The following is a 15,407-nucleotide window of genomic DNA, read 5'->3' as shown; positions in this document are numbered from 1 at the left end:
CCTTTGCTAAATTGTAACTAGGATTGCCACACTAAGGTGAGGAGAGGGTATGCCAAACCCCGATGATCGACGCCACTTTCATCGCATTACTTTTGATAAAACGGCTCAACTTGAATTGGCCGACAAAATCATTGAATGCGAATTGATTGACTTGTGCTTACAAGGAGCATTAGTTGAGACCAAGCAGCCAAATGACATCGCCATTGGGTCACCTGCGACCTTATCATTTTCACTTGGCGATGAGCAGCACACTATATTGATGACCGTAAATATTGCCCATCAAACTGGCCAATGCCTCGGACTTCATTGTGACACCATTGATATCAATAGCATTAGCCATTTACGTCGCTTACTCGAGCTCAACTTGGGAGACGCCGAGTTGCTTAAGCGTGACTTCAAAGCGTTAAGCAGCGATTTATAAATCACTTAAAAGTTGCAAAGCCTCATCGAGCCGCTTGACGCCCAAAACCTCCATTCCAGAAATGGCCGCTTTTGGACGATTACCATCAGCTACAATCGCTCGTTTAAACCCATGTTTGGCCGCTTCCTTTAGACGCTCTTGACCATTGGGGACCGGGCGTATTTCTCCTGCCAGCCCGACTTCACCAAAAACGACTAAATCTTGCGGCAATGGGCGATTCTTGAGACTCGAAATAACCGCACACAAAAGAGCCAAATCGGCACTGGTCTCCATGACACGAACGCCACCAACCACATTAACAAAAACATCTTGGTCATAACTAGCCACTCCGCCATGACGACTTAAAACCGCCAACAGCATTGCTAGGCGATTCTGTTCTAATCCGACGGTTACTCGCCTTGGATTTCCCAAATGTGATTCATCGACCAACGCTTGAACTTCCACTAATATAGGACGAGATCCTTCCCAAGTGACCATGACTACGCTACCCGAGACTCGCTGTTCGAAACGCGAAAGAAAAATCGCAGAAGGGTTTTTGACTTCTTTTAAGCCGGTTTCAGTCATTGCAAACACACCCAGTTCATTGACCGCACCAAAGCGATTTTTCACTGCTCGTAGTATGCGATAGCGACCGTCTCTTTCACCCTCAAAGTACAAAACCGCGTCGACCATATGTTCAAGTACGCGAGGCCCGGCCAACGCACCATCTTTGGTGACATGCCCGACCATAAACAAAGCAATATTGTGTTGCTTTGCAAAGCGCACCAAAACCGCAGCACTCTCACGAACTTGCGCCACGCCGCCTGGTGCCGACTGCAGTTGATCGGTATAGATGGTCTGAATCGAGTCGACGACTAAAATTTTAGGTTGTACCACCTTCGCCTGCGCCATAATCGCTTCAACTTGAGTTTCAGTCAGCAACTTTAACTTCTCACCATTGAGCCCCAGTCGATGAGCTCGCATGGTCACCTGCTGTAATGACTCCTCGCCGGTGACATACAAGGTTGGGTACTCTTGGCTTAACAAACAGGTGGTCTGCAATAAAATGGTCGACTTTCCAATGCCCGGATCACCGCCGATTAAAGCGACCGACCCCGGCACTAAACCACCGCCCAGTACACGATCTAACTCCGCGAGCTTGGTTCCAATTCGCGGAACTTCCTGTAAATTAACTTCAGCCATGGTCTGCACTTTACTGCGCTCGCCAGCGTAGCCAGAAAATCGTTCGGATCGAGCTTGCGTCACTACTTGCGCTTGCTCAATGAGCGTGTTCCACTCGCCACAGTCATTGCATTGTCCGGCCCATTTTGGATGCGTAGCACCGCAAGCATTACAAACAAACTGAATTTTTGATTTAGCCATAAATAATTCTATAAGGTCCTGAAAATTCTAAATTTTGCACTACACTTAATGCAGGTGTATTAGCCTTTAATAACATTCTGGAGAAAGGCTGTTGTCAGAAGATAAGAAACGAATTATCAACCATTATAAGAGTGTTGGCCGCCACGGCAAACAACTGGTTGAAGAAGATGTAAAAGCCGGCTCTGATACCGCGCGATTTTTAGAACGAATGGAACAGCGACGTCTGGCAACGCCATGTTACATTGCCATCGACATGCGCGGAAAAGTCGAAGATAGCTGTCGAGCCTATACCTTCGAAGGGCTGACACATCATCTCGATCAAAAGTGCATCAACTTATTTGAGCAAGAAGCGGCTCGCTACGATGGGCAATATACGGTCGGCGTGTTTGAAGCAGTACAAGGTGCAGAGCATACCTTTAGGGCGCAACACGAGCGAGAACAAGAAAAACGAATAGCCGAACAAAAACGTCAACTAGCGCAAGCTAAAAGCAATGCACCTAAAGATCCGCTGTTCAATAAGTCCACCCAAAATGATTCAAGCGACACCGTCAATGAGTCCGTTCAAGAGGCCGCGAACGAAGAGACCGACGAGCATAGCATCCGTCTTATCCCTTTCGGTTACCGAGCGCAACGTAAAGAAGGTCGCTTAAATTATGTCACTGAAGTCTCGATTCGTTTTGATAATGGCACCGTATTAAAAGGTAAAACGGCCGATATTTCGACAGCCGGTATCAAAGTTTCATTATTCGGACAAACAGAAAATATTGCGACCGAGACCGTGTTAGGGGTTAGCTTTGATGCCTTAGAAGCTCAATACACGTTGCAGCTAGGGTTTGTTGACTACACTCTGATCGAGCAAACACAAGATCACCACGGTCGCACTCAATTTCGATTAGCGCGCACCGATCAATCTGAGCACGAACAGTTCAATATTTTCATTGATGAGTTTATCAAAAGTTATCAATCACGCTATAAACTCGAACTCGAAGACAGTTTGCTAGCTTTATATGCCAAAGCCTACGAAAGAATTTTTAATGCCGGTTCTGCGTGCTCCATCAGCTTGCTCGGTTCGCTCAACAACAAACTCCAATCACTTTACACAGCGACACGTCCCGAAGAGCACAGTCAGTTACACAATGCATTAATCGGAAGTATTGCAGAACACATTCCACAACTTTGTGAACCCTCAGAAGACGGTAAAATTGCGAACAACTATCTACTAGAGGCCTTTTTAGTTAAGGGCAAACAACAGCATCGAGTGTATTGCTCCACTCGCTCAGCACTGATCAAAAACAAACAATTTGATGAGTTTCTAAAAGTTGGCAGTCAATGCCACCTTATTGCACGACTGCAATTGCACACTCGAGCAATCAGTCCCGATGATCGCGATGCCGCACTCCAGTTGCTCGAACCATTAAACGAAGAAGCCCCTTTGCGCTATCAGGCAATTGCTGAACACTGGAAGAAGATCTCTCATATCGCTTACTACCAAGTGGTCGAAGAGAAACTGTCGCTCGACAGTCCAATCACGGGACAAAGCGCACAGCTAACCGCACTCAGCGAATACCAACTACCTCCCGGCGCTCAGCGTATCTGGCAGCTTGCCTATCGTAATGAACGAAAAGAGCCTAGATATTTATACAAAACACAAGCCTCGATTACGGCGGGCAAGACTCAAGTCAATGGTGAAACCCTCGACTTTAGTCCCGCCGGAATGCGAATAAAATTGCATAACGTTTCGCATATTCCGATGGACTTAGATATCAACCAAACCATTAAGGTTGACTTGCCTGATATGCAAAAGCTGGCCAAGAAAACGGCCAAGCTGCAAAACTTACCTTACCGAGTAACGCAATGGCATCCTCATGATCATTCGATTAGCGTGCGTCGCGACTACTCGGTTAAATCACACGATGGCGAGAGCTTTTTCTCGCGATTAATTGCCAGTAATGAGTCAAAACTTAAGCAGTGTCCGGAAGACTTAGAAACAACCTTAGTTGCCAGTATGGTTGAAGCGATGGTCAGCGCTTATTTAAGTGGTATTCCACTGTTTATTCGGCGCTTCCCCGGTGGTCGCTATGCCATCGACAGCGCGGCAGCTACCGAAAATGCCAATGCCTTATTGTGGCAATTTAAAACCCAAGATACTTTCGACTTTAGTGCGTTAAACCTTGAGGAGTTTTTCGGCCAAACTCTAAAAGGTCAACTTAACCGTCGAAGTCAGCTAACCTCTCCTATCAATGCGCGATTATTTGCTACGTTTCCGGAGCAGCCCGGCGAAGAACTTGTGATACGTGATGAAGTGTCGATGACCGATAACCGAGAAATTGCCAAGTTCATTCTTATGACTCGAAAAAGCAAGCGTCATCGAATTTTGCGAGCGCAATTTTTGCCACCGCCGTTTATTAAATTGGAAGAGTTTAAAGAGGAGCTCAGTGTTATTCGAAGTAACTCTTCTAATCGAGCTCGTCAATTTGAACAAAACATCCAGCAATTGGTTGCGCTCGTTGATATTGAAGATATTAGTGCTTTTTATCAATCCTGATCGGTTGCCGTAACCGTCATGGTAATCCTGCGTATTTAGCGGTAAGATCAAGGGCCAATTACGTTGTAAACACACATTATGTGGACTCCAGATTCTTGGCAAAAATGCCCCGTAGAACAACAAGCAGACTACTCTGACAATCACCGTTTGCAACAGGTGACTCATGAGTTATCTAGCCTCCCTCCTTTGGTAAGCGCTCACGAAGTTGATCGTCTACAAAGTTATATCGCGCAAGCGGCTCGTGGCGAGGTGTTTCTTCTGCAAGGAGGTGATTGTGCCGAGTCTTTCGAAGACTGCAATCCAGCGACGATTCACCGCAAGCTCAATGTTATGTTGCAAATGAGTTTAATGTTGATGTACGGGCTCGGGAAACCCGTGATCCGCGTGGGTAGAATGGCAGGCCAGTACGCCAAACCGCGATCTGCTCATACAGAAACGGTTGATGGCGTTAGCCTTCCAGCGTATCGCGGAGACTTGATCAATCAAAGTGACTTCAATCAGCAATCACGGCAACCGGATCCCGATCGATTATTGAAAGGCTACAGCTTAGCGTCGCTAACGCTCAACTATATTCGAGCGCACTCAGACCAACAACTCAGCGACTTATTGCTCCCTGAGCGTTGGTCAGCCAATGAACTCTTGGGTGCAACCGCCCAAACCTGGCAACAGAAGATGCTCGATGAAGCGCTTCAGGCATACACTTTAATCGAGCGATTATCGCCACAAGCGCTATTCCCGCTGACCGAGTTCTTTACTTGCCACGAGGCATTGCACTTACATTACGAGCAAGCACTGTCACGCCAAACCAATAATCAATGGTACAACTTATCAACTCACCTACCGTGGGTAGGCATGCGAACCGCTAAGCCCGACTCTGGACACATTGAGTACCTAAAAGGCATCGAAAACCCAATTGCCATTAAAGTCGGCCCAAGAATGAGCGTTGAATGGTTGCTGCAAATTCTAGCGACCATTAACCCAAATAATATTCCAGGAAGGGTCACGCTGATCACTCGGATGGGTCATCGACAAATACATCAAAAGCTACCGCCTTTAATCGAAGCGTTACAACATCATCAAACGGCGGTTACTTGGATTTGTGATCCTATGCATGGAAACACCGAGCTCACGCGCTCCGGCGTTAAGACTCGGTTTTTTCATAAAATCACAGAAGAACTGCAAAGTGCTTTCAAAATACACCAACAGTTGGGCTCCACTCTCGGCGGTGTGCACTTAGAATTAACCGGCGATGCGGTGACTGAGTGCATTGGTGGCACCTGTGCGATTGCCGAAAATGACCTCAGCCGAGCCTATCATTCTTTGGTTGATCCCCGACTTAACCTGCATCAATCGCTTGAGTTAACCTTGGATTTTCTAAAACTTACCCAAGAACAAGGCATTAAAAGTGGATTTCAGCAGCAAACAAGCTCGATTTACCGTTAATCTTTGGTTATACTCAGACTAATAAGTCAACAAACTAGGGGGTTTCTCATGCTTAAGCGAATGTCGTTCATTCTGGGTATGTTAGTATTTACTAGCCTTCTATCGCCTTTGGCTTATGCAGATCCCAACGCCACACTGCAAGACAGTGAAGTCAAGATAGCCCCGAAGCAGTGCTTAAATGAATTGGCCAAAACCGAAACGGCTGAGCAGCAAGCGGCGGATAAAGACAATAAAAAAGAAGAACCCAATTGGTTCCAGAAGGTAATCAAGAAACACAAACTTGGTAGCCTGCACTTTCAAGACATCATCGAATTATTTCACTAATCGCCAACAGGCTTGACTCTGACATTCAATTTTTACATGGAAAGTCATCATGACTGAACCCTCACAATCTAGTCCAGCACCAGAATCGTCCCACGACCAACACTCGCCAAATAAGCAAAAAAGCTCTTCTAACTCCGCAACCAACAGTGCTTCCCCAACGACCTCGAAAAAGCCAGGTCTGTTTGGCGTGATACAAAGTGTTTTAGCCGCAATGTTCGGCGTACAAAGCGAGAGTAAGCGCCAACAAGACTTCGAAAATGGTAGCGCCGCTGAATATATCTTTGTGGGTATTATTGCTGTGACTTTGTTTGTGCTAGGAATCATTTGGTACGTTAACAGCGCTATCGCCGACTACCAAGCAGGCCCCTAAACGTCGACCGAGCAACTAATATTTAACGGATACGCTAGGCAAATCAAAGCATCTGCAAAGTTGCCATCATTCCGATCTGAGGACTTGATAAGACAGGTTTTGTTGCTAGGAAGGCAAATTTCAACCGGCAGAAAAAACAACAAACCGTGCCGAAACAACAAAAAGGCACGGTTTTTCAAACACCAACTAACGACTAGCTTGGCTTGATATCTTAACGATCAAATTACTTCTTAGCGGCTTTCGTTGTTTCTTTTACCGCTGACTCGAACTTACTTTCTGCGAACGTTTTCCACTCTTCAGTCATGCTTTGACCAAGAGCTGCCCAGTCGTTTGCATCTTTCACCATCTTATCAGACAGCTCTTGACTCGCTTTCAACTGTGCTTCAGAAACAGCTTTCAAATCTTCAACTGAGCTAATTTTCGCGGCTTGACCCAATTGAGATAAACCCAACTTTGCATAGTCATTTACCAACGCTAATTGTTTCTCAGCTACTTTTTGAGCCTGACCTAGCGCGATACGATTGAACTCAAAAGCTGGTTCAAACATAGTTTTGCTTTGATCGGCCATCGAACTAAACACTTGAGCGAACATAATGGATCTCCCTTTAGCGGTTAAAAGTGCTTTGCTGCAGTACAGCATAGACAATTTAATTGTGCAGCGCAATATTTAGTCTACGATTATTTTATGACCAATTGATGAAATAACCATTAAAAGTCCATTAAAATTACTATCTATATGATTTATAAGGATTTTTAATGACGTCCGACCAGTGACGAGATAATTTAATTTTTTTAGAAGTACTGTATTTTTGGGTCAAAATATCGTACAAATAGATCTGTCGCAACGCAGCAATTTGCGATAAAAATAAGGACACCTAGGGAGTCCTCTTGGTTTGATCATCAACGCGCTCTACTCACTTGCAAACTCGTCTCACGAATAGGTCGACAGGTGAAAACGAGCAACGCGATGCCATTCGTCGCGAAGGAGCCAATAATGATGAACCGCAAACACAGCTCCCTAACTAGCGATTAACGGTCTCGTGGAGGCACTATGAACTCGTCAACAAATCAGCAAGCTTTTCAAGCCATCATTGATCAACTCAGTGAGCAGATGCTCGACACTGCCAACATGTTGAAGAAAAACAGCGAGCGTATGTGGTATGACTATCAGCGCCAGATGTTAATGACTCAAGACGTTAGCATGGCCATGAGTCAGCTTGCTCAGTCTCCAGAGCTAATGGCGAGTTACCAACAACAGCTCATTGCAGGGATACAAGCTATTTTCAGTGGAGAGAAATCCTTCACTGACCGACGCTTTAATGACGAACACTGGCAACAAGCAGGCTTTAAGCAATTAGCCGAACTGTATCTTAACTTCTGCCAAGTCACCCAAAACCTCATGGGAGACATTCCGGGTTTAGATACAGATACTCGAGAACGCGTTGAGTTTTTTGTGCGCCAATGGCTTTCCGCCATTTCGCCGAGTAATTTCTTAATGACCAACCCGGTCGCCATTTCTGAAACCCAATCAACCGGGGGGATGAACCTTATTCAAGGAATGCAAAACTACCTTGAAGATTTACAAAGAGGTCAAGGTCTCAACACCATTAAAATGACCGACTTAAATGCTTACCGCCCAGGAGAAAACCTCGCGGTAACACCAGGAAAAGTCATTTTCCAAAACGATCTAATCCAACTGATTCAATACACACCGACCACAGACAAAGTGGCGAAGAAGCCAATGTTGATCGTTCCCCCGTGGATCAATAAATATTACATTCTCGATCTTCGACCAGAGAATTCACTGGCCAAATGGATCGTTGACCAAGGCCACACTCTTTTTATGATCTCGTGGGTTAATCCCGACGCCAGTATGCGCGATAAAGGATTTGAAAATTACCTGAATGAAGGCGTCATGGCTGCTATCGATGCCATCGAAGAAACCACCGGTGAGTCATCGATGAATGCCATTGGCTATTGCCTTGGCGGTACCTTGTTAGGTACTGCTCTTGCCTACATGAAGAGCCAGAATGATCAAAGAATCAGCAGCGCGACCTTCTTCACTACATTACTCGACTTCACCTATCCAGGAGAGCTTGGTTGCTTCTTGTCTCAAGAACAACTAGATATTCTCAAGCAACAAATGGACGCCGAAGGTATCCTCGATGGTCGAGCGCTAGCTTTGTCATACAACTTGCTTCGAGAGAACGATTTGCATTGGGCGTACCATGTGAACAATTATCTTTTGGGTAAACAGCCTCCAGCGTTCGATCTGCTTTACTGGAATGCCGATGCGACCAACCTTCCAGCGGCCATGCACAGTTTTTATCTCGAAAATATGTACCTGAAAAACCTTCTCAAGGAGCCAGGTGGAATTCAAATGAATGGTGTCGACATTGATATCAGCCAAATTGATATTCCTTGTTTCTTTTTGTCAGCAGAAAAAGATCACATCGCACTCTGGAAGAGTACTTACTTAGGGGCGCAAAAATTAGCTGGTAAGGTTGAATTTGTTCTCGCAGGTTCTGGACATGTCGCCGGCGTCATCAATCCAGCGGACAGTGGAAAGTACAGCTACTTTACCAATAGTGATCTAAGCGAAACGGCCGAAGCGTGGCGCGAATCTGCGACACAAACAGCGGGATCTTGGTGGCCACACTGGATGAAGTGGGTCAATGCGCGTTCGAAAGCACAGGTTGATGCTCGTGATCCTGAACATGGCGAATTGCTACCGTTAGAAGATGCGCCAGGTGCATTCGTTAAACGTTCAATAATTTAACCGCTCAATATTCATTCGTGAAAGCTCATGATGTCTTGAGTTTAACCCACAAGGTTAACCTCAAGACTCAACGAGTCAGCTCAAATTGACGATCACCGTGTTGGTCGAGCTCTTTGCCTATCCAGCCAGCTTTTAAGTAGAATTGCTCCGCTCGCGTTCCGGGCTCGGAGCTTAAGTGAATCCTTGTAATACCTTGTTCCCATAACCAGTCAATCATCTGATTTAATAGACATTGACCAAACCCTTGACCTTCTGATGACGGTTCCACAAACAATGCCCAGATACTGCTTGTTTGTTTATTGGCAACGCCAAAAGCAACAATTTTTTTCTGTTCCTCAATGACCCAACCTCGACCGGTTTCCTCGATCTCGGGTATATAATCGTCTTCCGTCAGTACCAGAGTATTAAGTACATTTTCTTTCACGGCCATTCGAATTCGATGCATGTCTCGAATGTCTTGTCGAGTCGCTACTCTACAATGCATGTAATCGTTCCTATCAAAGTGTTTGGGAGTCAGTAATTACTGCTAGACCACCGACTCCTTATTCGCATTCTATCTTTGCGAAAAACCGAGTTCAAACACCATCGGAAACTAGTAAGGCTCCGATGAAAAGTCTCGCGGCCTTTTTAAAAGGTACTACAAACTAAGCGACCATCAACAAACGGATCAAACTATCCTCTTGAAGTAATCGGTACTCGCCAACGCTTACCTTGATTATCTTTTAACAACATCCAATATTGAATTACTTGCTCAGGCAAACACCATTGTTCTTCAACTTGACGCTTCAGCTCTATATTTCGAACTCGATTTCCAAAGAAAATAGACGTTAAATCACCATTCGCTTTCTCTGCTACTAATTGCCACTGCACTAAACAACGTTGATTTGAAGCGCACTGGTTTTTTAAGTTATTGCTTATGCTGACATGACTGTTGAAAAGCTGAGATTGAACAGCGCGGTTAACGATCGAAAACTCGATGTTAACTTGAGGGTCAAGTTGATTTGGAAATTGTGCAAAACGATCTCGAGAAACCTTTGCCAGCGAGTCTACTGGTACCTTGCAACTTTTTGAGGCAGGAACGTCAAATTTAGACCAGTTTGCATTAGCCGTTATCGACGATTTTTGGACGTGTTTCGCACTAAAATTACTGCGCCATGGTTTGATCGGATCGTAGTAACAACTTCGATAGCCATTCTGGCAACTTTTTCCAGTGCTTTGGTCATTAAAATACCCCGCACTTCGTCGCTCAAGATGCAAGTGTGGACCACTTCCACATCCCGCGGTTGGATACGCTGAAATATAGGCTAAATGCTGCCCGGCGATTACGCGTTGGCCTGCAGATACACTGGGACGATTAAGATGAACATAACGCCACAAAGTACCAAAATCATCTTCAACATAAGAAATATACCCACAGCTCGAACTGAACGTGGTGCTTTGTAATCGACCATCTTGAATGATCACCGCTTTTTTCGTTCCACTTCTCGAAATATCTTGTCCAATATGAGGGCTGGTTCCGATATTGCGGCACTGACACCAACCACTGGTGTAATAACCTCCCGGTAATGGAAAAGACCAAGTCGGCTCCGGTGGCGCAACATAGGGCTTTTTCCAACCAGTATGATCAAAATAAACAAACCCTGTATTAAAAGAACAATCAGGTAACGTTTTCGCCAAAGTTATTTGATAGTGAGTTTCACCAGAGCGGCTAGCTCCCGCTCCCAAAGCGTATAACCCCACCGGCATGATGCACTTATCAGATGCAGGAAGCTCGGAGGATTGAATAGCTTGTTTCTTAAGAAACGTTTCCCCTGTAATCTGAATGGCCAAGGATCCTTTTTGCGTATGTCCTTCCCAAAAGTATCCTTGGCTAAAGCTACAGTTAACCGTTAACTCTCTTAAATTTAAATAGTAATGTCCTTCTACAACATTAGGAACATCGCTTTGTGCGGCATAAACACCGGGAGACACATCGCACTTTTCACTTATGGGTAATTGTGAAGAACTCAAGCGTCGTTTCTTGAACACAGTGTTTTGAGTGACGGTAATTAGCTTCGATTCTCTTACGACATGATCTTGATAAAAATAACCAGAACTCAAGTTACATTGAGTTAATTGGTTACTCAAGTCAACTCGATAATGATTGTTAGACGTTTGTATTGATTCAACACTCACCAAAGTCCCCGCTGCCACTTCGCATTTTTCTTGACTCGGTAAATTTGAAGATTGTTCAGTACTGGTTTTAAAATGTGTGTCTTGATTGATCAAGAGATCTTCAGACATCAGCTGGCTACTAAATACCAATATTACGATAGATAATTGCTCTACTATTAGAAATCGCTTCATACACTCTCTCCTCGTTCACAATGGCAAAATGCGTTAGCTGTGTCTACGCGACTATCACAACTGAATTGACTTGTATGCCATTGAATTAATTTTGAATTGACGATCGTCACGGCTTGCTCGCCATCTTGTTCATTAATTGAAGATTCGAGAATGCGACTACCTATATTTGCTCCCTTTTCTTGATAATGATCAATGAGGAGCTCGATGTACTCATTAGTGGTTATCACGTCTTTGACTTCCGGTATGGCAATAGGTAAGTCAATTGCGTCGACCATTGAACCAAATGTCTTGTCTTTACTCTGATAAAACTCATATCGATAACGAGCGGGCATATCCCTATCCCATATCGCAACAAATTGAAAATAGTGGTCATCCAGTTGCCAAAACTGGGTCAACGAAAAATAAAATAAGTCTTCTTGAAAGCGCGCTTGAAGGTCAATATTGGTCGAACGTTCAAAGTTTTGTTCTAAAGAGAGAGCGTCATTGATAGAACTTCCAGACTTGCAACTCACATCGAGGTCGATAACGGTCTCCGCCTTAGAGAATCGTTCTCGAGACTCTAAGATGGGTGAATCGAACCACCAGTCGCGATTGTCTTCATCATTAGAATGACTCTCAAGATTGACCGTCTCCTGAACGCTCTTATGAAAACTCTTGTTATGAGCTTTTTCAATGCGCTCTTTCGCCTCTTCTTCAAACTCATCACTTAAAAACTCATGAGTTATACTCTTATTATCTTGGGCTACCTGTCGACTTATAACGTTGTCTTTAACCTGTTTCTGACTACCCGCATTGTCAAAAGACTCATAGACAAACACAAGAACGATAATTGAAATAGATGAAAGGCCAATAAGTAAGCGTTTTTTTGTTATAGTATTTTTCACATTAACCTCCATGCTGCAATCTTTGAAACTCATCTAGCGCTTCCGTCAGCTGAAAAAACTCTACAGAGCTTGCATTCATTTGAGTGGAAATATTTCGATAAGATTGCACATTGCTGTTATTTATAAACGGTAAAATATTTCCACTCAGCATCTGACGAATAAAGTGTCCTCCTGTTTGAACTTGTTGTTGCAATAATGTATCGACATCTAATGCAAATCCTTGTTGATGATAAGCTTGCAAAAGAGGTAATGACTTTTCTAATAGTGCGGCATCATAGTGATTAGAAAGAGTAGAGGTCACTAATAAAAGTGTTTCACTATCCACTGATAATTGATTAAGAAGTTGAATTGCTTTTGCTTGTACATGTCCGTTATCAATATTGAGAAACTGATGGGCGAACAACCGCAGCTCGTCACTGTCGAGCTCACCATTTAGAAAGTACATTTCTAATTCATCCATCAACTTTACCATGTCGTTTCCAAGCGCATAATCGTAGGAGCGAGGGTCACTGTTCGGATAGTTACACGCACCGGAGAGATAACAGTCATTCAACCGAACAACTTTTTCCTGTAAAGCCTGCTTCGTTGATACCGAAGAAGAAGCCTTATTATTACTCGCTTTTTTAATGTCTTTTTTTGATGACAAAGTCATATTTTCATCGGTTAAGGGGTATGGCAGCGTGACTTTTTCTTCGTTTAAATCAAACCATTTTATGAGCATAAGACCCACCCCAAACACAACACAGCCGACAACCAATCGTTTCATATTCTTCACCTTTAAATCACTTATGGCTTATTCCAGCTGCGATAGCCTGACGCTGACCACCGATTAAAGTAACAGGCGTCGCCACCATCCGCTGCAATACATCGGCTAACCATGGCACTGTCAAAGGGACCATAAACTTCGATGATTTCATCCATGTTATTTTTCTCCACACAATGAAAACCATAGGCATCGGAACGAAAAGTTCCTATAGGGCATGTTGAGTTTTCTCTTACCGACATAAACCAGCGAGTTGACCAACGATGAAGCTCGACCAACTGTCCGTTGATGTTCGCTTCGTGTTTTTGTTCGCAAGCTTGTCCGCCGCCCCGCTCATTGCAACGTTGACGCATGTTCTCGCTAAATGGTCCATAAGCATCGATCTCATTACGACACACCATCAAAGAGAAATCATAATCAGTTCCTTCAGGACAGTAGGCCGCATGGCTTTGATCTTGGGGAGTGGTTTTTTCAACCCAATAAGATAACGTCGAGTTTGGTATTAGATAACCAGCGTATATATAACCTTCTTCACCGTTATGGCTGATGTGCAAGTAAATTTTATTATTGTAGTCTCTGGTAACTACCCCTTTGACTAACAACTTAGTTCCTTTATCGATGACTTTAAGAACATCGCCGCCGGGCGTCGCTCTCATATTCAATCGATCGACTTGCACAGCAACCCAATCATTAAAGACTGGAAGTTCGTAAAACGATGAGCGTTTCAGCGTAGGAACGCTCCATTGTTGATAGTCAGTTTTCGTTCCTCCCCAAATATAACCAATGTCGTTTTCAAGCTTTACTTTATAAAAGCGCTTTAGCTCTTGATTATCGAAAACCACAATATCAAGAACTTGTAATTGAACGCCACGATCAATGCTTCGAATAAGTTCACCGTTTGGTTTGAGACGTAAGTTATTGTCTTGCGTCAACTCAATAAAACTTCCAACAGCGGCTAGCCCTAGCACATTGTCGAAACAAAGTTTATGTGGGTTATAAGTAATTCTCGAAATTCCATTAGTTGAACCAGCATCCAGTCGCAAAACTGAGTTGGAATCAAAGCGACCAACACTGGTTAAGCAGGCAGAATGACGAATGTCAGTAACACAGTGCAATTGCTTTCCGTCGTAAACACAAGCAGCATTGTCATCAGTTTGCAGTAGTTTTTGATACCAATCACTGGTATCCACTCCACCGTTCGGAGGGCAATGAGTTCCTCCATTAGCAAGACACGAGACATTTATTGTTGAGTTCTGCTGTTTATCTGTGACGTAAGACTCCCAACTTCTGCCATCGTATTTCTGCGCGAACCCTTTATCATTCCTTGCCCATCGATGATTGGGATCGGTCCAACGACACGATGCCCTCGGACCTCCATTATACTGAGAGTAAGCTTCTCGCGATCGATTGCGCCAAGTGTTTCCGTACTGCTGGATACACCACTTTAAATCTGCACTCCGCCAAGCCGTATAATACTCGTCGAGTGAATACATCATGTTGGTGATTAGCTCCCACCCTTTTCCTTGACGCGTAGCGGTATAGTGCGCCCTATCATCCACTTGCATTAAACCGTGGCCATGACCAAAGTCTCCTCGCATCATCTTGTATCGCCCATCTTGCGACGCTTGCCGATAATGAGACCAATAACTTTCTTGATGGGCAATAGTCAATGCAGCTTGTTCAAAAGCAGCTTGCTCAGAGCTTGTTACATTAGGTTTTCTTGCTTGTATGTAATAGGCAGCAACAGCCTTAATCATAGAATAGGTTTCTTGCATATACCGGTTACGCTCAACCCCATAGTCTCGACTTTGAACAAAAAGAACCGGCTCATAATTGCGGGAAATATGTTGGTCACTACCAAATGCATTAGCATCACATCCGTACGGAGCTACGCCGAAACTCCACTCTCCAGAAACTCGGTTGTAACACTTCCAATAATCCGGTGTTTCATTCCACTCAGAAAAAATAGTGTCAGAAAAAAAGACTACAAAAGTTAAGCTCAATAATTGAATACTGACCTTCATACGATCCCCCTAAAAGTAAAAGACGTTAACCTAGGCTAGCGGCTCACTACTGCTAGCCATTAATCTCTAGCTAGCGGTTAATTTCTAGAAATTTGTCTAAGTCGAATTTAAAATTATGTGGGATTAGCAAACGACACACTATGATG

Annotated in this window: 13 protein-coding genes; 6 read left to right on the top strand and 7 right to left on the bottom strand. The window is 44.1% G+C overall.

Translation table 11 applies throughout. From position 1 onward, the window contains the following. Positions 1-49: 49 nt before the first annotated feature. Complete coding sequence (locus tag Q9312_RS15610) at positions 50-421, top strand: PilZ domain-containing protein (protein WP_309201793.1); 372 nt, start codon at positions 50-52, stop codon at positions 419-421. On the opposite strand, the gene radA is transcribed toward Q9312_RS15610, so the two are convergent. Beyond that, positions 416-1,783, bottom strand: coding sequence for a DNA repair protein RadA (gene radA, locus Q9312_RS15605; protein WP_309201792.1), 1,368 nt, complete (start codon positions 1,781-1,783; stop codon positions 416-418). The two genes, Q9312_RS15610 and radA, sit on opposite strands and share 6 nt — an antisense overlap. A gap of 91 nt (positions 1,784-1,874) precedes the next feature. Between radA and Q9312_RS15600 the strand changes: the two genes are divergently transcribed. The 4 genes from Q9312_RS15600 (at position 1,875) to Q9312_RS15585 (ending at position 6,465) form a co-directional block, all read left to right on the top strand. Next, entirely contained in the window at positions 1,875-4,328 is a 2,454-nt protein-coding gene (locus tag Q9312_RS15600; RefSeq protein ID WP_309201791.1) for a PilZ domain-containing protein, read from the top strand. Between the two features lie 78 nt (positions 4,329-4,406). Next, a complete protein-coding gene (locus Q9312_RS15595; RefSeq protein WP_309201790.1) occupies positions 4,407-5,771 on the top strand; it encodes a 3-deoxy-7-phosphoheptulonate synthase class II in 1,365 nt (454 codons plus the stop codon). A 48-nt stretch (positions 5,772-5,819) separates the two neighbouring features. Then, complete coding sequence (locus tag Q9312_RS15590) at positions 5,820-6,095, top strand: hypothetical protein (protein ID WP_309201789.1); 276 nt, start codon at positions 5,820-5,822, stop codon at positions 6,093-6,095. A gap of 49 nt (positions 6,096-6,144) precedes the next feature. Next, positions 6,145-6,465, top strand: coding sequence for a DUF2970 domain-containing protein (locus Q9312_RS15585; RefSeq protein ID WP_309201788.1), 321 nt, complete (start codon positions 6,145-6,147; stop codon positions 6,463-6,465). 223 nt (positions 6,466-6,688) lie between these two features. On the opposite strand, the gene Q9312_RS15580 is transcribed toward Q9312_RS15585, so the two are convergent. Next, a complete protein-coding gene (locus Q9312_RS15580; RefSeq protein ID WP_309201787.1) occupies positions 6,689-7,057 on the bottom strand; it encodes a phasin family protein in 369 nt (122 codons plus the stop codon). Between the two features lie 459 nt (positions 7,058-7,516). Between Q9312_RS15580 and Q9312_RS15575 the strand changes: the two genes are divergently transcribed. After that, positions 7,517-9,244 (top strand): PHA/PHB synthase family protein, encoded by a 1,728-nt coding sequence (locus Q9312_RS15575; RefSeq protein WP_309201786.1) that lies wholly within the window; start codon positions 7,517-7,519, stop codon positions 9,242-9,244. A 67-nt stretch (positions 9,245-9,311) separates the two neighbouring features. On the opposite strand, the gene Q9312_RS15570 is transcribed toward Q9312_RS15575, so the two are convergent. From Q9312_RS15570 to Q9312_RS15550, 5 genes are all read right to left on the bottom strand, one after another. Beyond that, positions 9,312-9,728, bottom strand: a complete 417-nt coding sequence (locus Q9312_RS15570; RefSeq protein ID WP_309201785.1) for a GNAT family N-acetyltransferase — start codon at positions 9,726-9,728, stop codon at positions 9,312-9,314. A 188-nt stretch (positions 9,729-9,916) separates the two neighbouring features. Beyond that, positions 9,917-11,590 carry a M23 family metallopeptidase gene (locus tag Q9312_RS15565; protein WP_309201784.1) on the bottom strand — a complete coding sequence of 558 codons (1,674 nt, stop codon included), beginning with the start codon at positions 11,588-11,590 and terminating at the stop codon, positions 9,917-9,919. Beyond that, positions 11,587-12,474, bottom strand: a complete 888-nt coding sequence (locus Q9312_RS15560) for a hypothetical protein (RefSeq protein ID WP_309201783.1) — start codon at positions 12,472-12,474, stop codon at positions 11,587-11,589. The genes Q9312_RS15565 and Q9312_RS15560 overlap by 4 nt, the downstream gene beginning before the upstream one ends. Position 12,475: 1 nt before the next feature. Further along, complete coding sequence (locus Q9312_RS15555) at positions 12,476-13,240, bottom strand: hypothetical protein (RefSeq protein WP_309201782.1); 765 nt, start codon at positions 13,238-13,240, stop codon at positions 12,476-12,478. A gap of 20 nt (positions 13,241-13,260) precedes the next feature. Beyond that, positions 13,261-15,261: an SH3 domain-containing protein gene (locus Q9312_RS15550; RefSeq protein WP_309201781.1), complete on the bottom strand. Its 2,001-nt coding sequence runs from the start codon at positions 15,259-15,261 to the stop codon at positions 13,261-13,263. Positions 15,262-15,407 lie beyond the last annotated feature (146 nt).

This window comes from Pleionea litopenaei, from assembly GCF_031198435.1.
In the GTDB taxonomy this organism is placed as follows: Bacteria; Pseudomonadota; Gammaproteobacteria; order Enterobacterales; family Kangiellaceae; genus Pleionea; species Pleionea litopenaei.
The sequence above is the reverse complement of the archived record's forward strand: the minus strand, read 5'-3'. Positions and strand labels throughout refer to the sequence as shown.

Bases quoted from the DNA above. Each gene is read 5' to 3' on its own strand.
- Q9312_RS15610 (WP_309201793.1), top strand. From the start codon at position 50: ATGCCAAACCCCGATGATCGACGCCACTTTCATCGCATTACTTTTGAT.
- radA (WP_309201792.1), bottom strand. From the start codon at position 1,783: ATGGCTAAATCAAAAATTCAGTTTGTTTGTAATGCTTGCGGTGCTACG.
- Q9312_RS15595 (WP_309201790.1), top strand. From the start codon at position 4,407: ATGTGGACTCCAGATTCTTGGCAAAAATGCCCCGTAGAACAACAAGCA.
- Q9312_RS15590 (WP_309201789.1), top strand. From the start codon at position 5,820: ATGCTTAAGCGAATGTCGTTCATTCTGGGTATGTTAGTATTTACTAGC.
- Q9312_RS15585 (WP_309201788.1), top strand. From the start codon at position 6,145: ATGACTGAACCCTCACAATCTAGTCCAGCACCAGAATCGTCCCACGAC.
- Q9312_RS15580 (WP_309201787.1), bottom strand. From the start codon at position 7,057: ATGTTCGCTCAAGTGTTTAGTTCGATGGCCGATCAAAGCAAAACTATG.
- Q9312_RS15575 (WP_309201786.1), top strand. From the start codon at position 7,517: ATGAACTCGTCAACAAATCAGCAAGCTTTTCAAGCCATCATTGATCAA.
- Q9312_RS15570 (WP_309201785.1), bottom strand. From the start codon at position 9,728: ATGCATTGTAGAGTAGCGACTCGACAAGACATTCGAGACATGCATCGA.
- Q9312_RS15565 (WP_309201784.1), bottom strand. From the start codon at position 11,590: ATGAAGCGATTTCTAATAGTAGAGCAATTATCTATCGTAATATTGGTA.
- Q9312_RS15555 (WP_309201782.1), bottom strand. From the start codon at position 13,240: ATGAAACGATTGGTTGTCGGCTGTGTTGTGTTTGGGGTGGGTCTTATG.
- Q9312_RS15550 (WP_309201781.1), bottom strand. From the start codon at position 15,261: ATGAAGGTCAGTATTCAATTATTGAGCTTAACTTTTGTAGTCTTTTTT.